Here is a 3,894-nt window from a genome sequence, read left to right on the forward strand (position 1 = left end):
TTAGTACATCAATCCAACAAACAAATCATAATTAGTGTGATCAACTAATTGGATCGAAAACTATCTCTATAATACTCTACCCTTGCGGCCAATAACCGCAGTCTATAACAAAATAAGACTTTTTCGGCGCGTTTAAGCATACGCGTTCATACTTTTCGGGATGGCTTTGAAAGGCGATGGAATATGAATAAAACTGCACCTACGGGCTTGCTGCAGCAACCTCGTCCGTTCTTCATGATCTTCTTTGTGGAATTATGGGAACGATTTGGCTATTACGGCGTACAGGGCATCCTGGCGGTATTTTTTGTTAAGCAGCTCGGATTTTCACAAGAACAGGCATTTGTAACCTTTGGTGCCTTTGCCGCACTGGTTTACGGCCTGATCTCGATCGGCGGCTACGTCGGCGACCACCTGTTAGGCACCAAGCGCACGCTGGTACTCGGTGCCATTGTGCTGGCAATCGGCTACTTCATGACCGGGATGTCGCTGCTTAAGCCGGATCTGATCTTTATTGCTTTGGGTACCATTGCCGTTGGTAACGGGCTATTTAAAGCCAACCCGGCAAGCCTGCTGTCAAAATGCTATCCCCCGAAAGACGCCCGTCTGGACGGTGCTTTCACCCTGTTTTATATGTCGATTAACATCGGTTCGCTGCTGTCACTGTCGCTGGCGCCGGTGATTGCCGATAAGTTTGGCTATGCTGTGACTTACAACCTGTGCGGAGCCGGACTAATCGTCGCGCTGCTGGTCTACTTTGCCTGCCGCGGAATGGTGAAAAATATCGGCTCTGAGCCAGACCATAAACCACTGAATTTCCGTAACCTGCTGTACGTGCTGGCCGGTACGGTAGTGATGGTATTTATCTGCGCCTGGCTGATGCACAACGTGCAGATTGCCAACCTGGTGCTGATCGTCCTGTCGATTGTCGTGACCATCATCTTCTTCCGTCAGGCATTCAAACTGGATAAAACCGGGCGCAACAAGATGTTCGTGGCCTTTATCCTGATGCTGGAAGCGGTGGTGTTCTACGTGCTGTACGCGCAGATGCCGACATCGCTGAACTTCTTTGCGATCAATAACGTACACCATGAAATTCTTGGTTTCGCCATCAACCCGGTGAGCTTCCAGGCGCTGAACCCGTTCTGGGTGGTACTGGCGAGTCCGGTACTGGCCGCAATCTATACCCGTCTGGGCAACAAAGGCAAAGACCTGACCATGCCGATGAAATTTACGCTCGGTATGTTCCTGTGCTCATTGGGCTTCCTGACGGCCGCCGCTGCCGGGATGTGGTTTGCCGATGCACAAGGGCTGACATCGCCGTGGTTTATCGTGCTGGTGTATCTGTTCCAGAGCCTGGGTGAACTGCTGATTAGCGCCCTGGGACTGGCTATGGTCGCCGCTCTCGTGCCACAACACCTGATGGGCTTCATTCTTGGGATGTGGTTCCTGACACAAGCCGCAGCCTTCCTGATGGGGGGTTATGTCGCTACGTTCACCGCCGTACCAGAGAACATCACCGACCCACTGCAAACGCTGCCTATCTATACCAACGTCTTCAGTAAGATTGGCCTTGTCACCCTGGCCGTAACGGTTGTTATGGCGATTATGGTGCCATGGCTGAACCGCATGATTAATACGCCGAGCACCGAGCAATAACCTTCAGTGCCGGATGGCGGCTATTGCCCCTATCCGGTCTACATTCAACATGCCCGGTCGCCTTGCGCTATCGGGCATTTTCACTCACTACCCTTTACGCGCGTCTATCCACTCCTGCACTTCCACCACAAAGGTATCCGGTGCTTTACGGTACATTTTGCGCGCCAAGTCCAGAATCGTATGCTGGCCGAGCGCTTCTTCCATTCGCTGCTGAGCCATGTCCATTACCGAACGCACACCACAAATGCCTTCACAGGCCCACTCGGGTGGATGCTCCTCAAATACCGCCAGCCGCTGGCGAATTTCACGACATTCAAAGATGCGCTTATCGCCATCAATAGCATTCACCACATCCAGCACCGTGATGTGTTCAGCGGGTTTAGCTAACTGGAAACCGCCACCTTTGCCTTCAATGCTGCGCACCAGACCCGCTTTGGACAGACGGGTGAAAATTTTTGCCAGATAGTCATACGGTACGCTTTGCAGTTCGGCTATTTCCCGCACGCTCATATCCCGCGCGTCGCCCTTACTGTCGACCATACACATCAGGCTATGAATGCCGTACTCAACTCCCGAACTGTAGAATGCCATTCTCTTATCTCAGCCAAAATGAATCTGAGTTTATTGTAGCTTTTTCATCTCATTCATACCAGACAGCAAAGTAACCCCTTTTCACAACAGAACTTTAAATGCATATTTATCAAACAGATAATCAAAAAACACCACCCTTTGAGGCAAAAAGAATCTCGATCGCATTGCAATTCCTAACTACGACAAATAAAATCCGAGTAAATAAATCGTAGTCACCAGTGAGAAAACCCCAATGCGTAAACAAATTCTGATCGTGGGCGCCGGCTTTGCCGGTATGTGGGCAGCATTAAGCGCCGCACGACTGGCGGATAAACATCAGCAGACCATTGATATTACAGTAATTGCGCCACAACCGGAGCTGCGTGTCCGCCCACGCTTTTATGAAAGTGCCGTTCATACGCTGGTCGCACCACTGCAACCGTTGTTTGACGTTACCGGCGTCAACTTCCTGCAAGGTCACGTCGAGCAAATCCTCCCGGACTCTAAAGAGGTGAGCTGGAAAGATGCCAACGGTGACACTCATCTGCATCGCTATGACCGCCTGGTGCTCGCCAGCGGAAGTCACGTAAACCGCGATACCGTCGCCGGTGCCGCCGAGCACGCGTTTGACCTCGACCAACTCGAGAGCGCCGCCGTACTGGAGCAGCACATTAACAATCTGGCATTACAACCGGAAAGTGAGGCTCGTAATACTGTGGTGGTCTGTGGTGGTGGTTTCACCGGGATAGAGATGGCGCTGGAATTACCGGGTCGTTTGCGCGAAATATTGGGCGCTGATGCTAAGACCAGAGTTGTCGTAGTTGAACGCGGTGCTCAGCCAGGCGGACGCTGGAGCCAGGAATTACGTGACGTGATTATCGAAGCCTCTGCTGAACTGGGCGTCGAGTGGCTGGTCAATGCGGAAGTAGAGTGCGTAGATGCCTCCGGCGTCACGCTGAAAGATGGGCAGGTGATTGCCTCTCAGACGGTTATCTGGACCGTCGGCGTGCAGGCTAATAGCCTGGCAGCACAGATTAACGCCCCGCGCGATCGGCAGGGCCGTCTGCATGTGAATGCCAATCTGCAGGTTGTGGGTCACGATGATATCTACGCCACTGGCGATGTGGCCTATGCCGCCACCGACGACAAAGGCAACCATGCGTTAATGACCTGTCAGCACGCGATTTTGTTGGGTAAATTTGCCGGTAATAACGCCGCGGCGGACCTGTTGGACGTAACGCCATTGCCATATCGTCAGGAAAACTACGTCACCTGCCTGGATCTTGGTGCCTGGGGTGCGGTGTATAGCGAAGGATGGGATCAACAGGTGAAACTGACGCGCGCAGAAGCGAAGAAGCTGAAGGTGTCGATTGTCAGCGAGCTGATTTACCCACCGAAAGCAGACCGAGCAGTAGCATTTGAGATTGCCGACCCGCTGGCACCGTTTGTTTAATAGGTTATGCCGGATGCGGCTAACGCCTTATCCGGCCTACAAAGACACGCTGTCGTAGGCTTGATAAGCGCAGCACATCAGGCAATTCAGCGCACCAAGCCGGGATGTGGCTAACGCCTTATCCGGCCTACAAACCACACGCTGCCGTAGGCCTGATAAGCGCAGCGCATCAGGCAATTCAGCGCACCATGCCGGATGCGGCTAACGCCTTATCC

At 52.7% G+C, this 3,894-nt stretch carries 3 protein-coding genes; 2 read left to right on the forward strand and 1 reads right to left on the reverse strand.

Annotated elements, in window-relative coordinates; all coding sequences use genetic code 11:
- Positions 1 to 183 precede the first annotated feature (183 nt).
- Positions 184 to 1,656 (forward strand): dipeptide/tripeptide permease DtpB, encoded by a 1,473-nt coding sequence (gene dtpB / locus FDW94_RS22505; RefSeq protein WP_003827469.1) that lies wholly within the window; start codon positions 184 to 186, stop codon positions 1,654 to 1,656.
- Positions 1,657 to 1,743: 87 nt separating this feature from the next.
- On the opposite strand, the gene FDW94_RS22510 is transcribed toward dtpB, so the two are convergent.
- A complete protein-coding gene (locus FDW94_RS22510) occupies positions 1,744 to 2,247 on the reverse strand; it encodes an Rrf2 family transcriptional regulator (RefSeq protein ID WP_003023361.1) in 504 nt (167 codons plus the stop codon).
- A gap of 232 nt (positions 2,248 to 2,479) precedes the next feature.
- Between FDW94_RS22510 and FDW94_RS22515 the strand changes: the two genes are divergently transcribed.
- The gene (locus tag FDW94_RS22515; protein WP_137378287.1) at positions 2,480 to 3,679 is read left to right on the forward strand and encodes an NAD(P)/FAD-dependent oxidoreductase; all 1,200 of its coding nucleotides are present in this window, start codon (positions 2,480 to 2,482) and stop codon (positions 3,677 to 3,679) included.
- The last annotated feature ends 215 nt before the right edge of the window (positions 3,680 to 3,894 follow it).

The sequence above is a fragment of the Citrobacter sp. wls757 genome, assembly GCF_005280935.1.
GTDB classification, from domain to species: domain Bacteria; phylum Pseudomonadota; class Gammaproteobacteria; order Enterobacterales; family Enterobacteriaceae; genus Citrobacter; species Citrobacter portucalensis.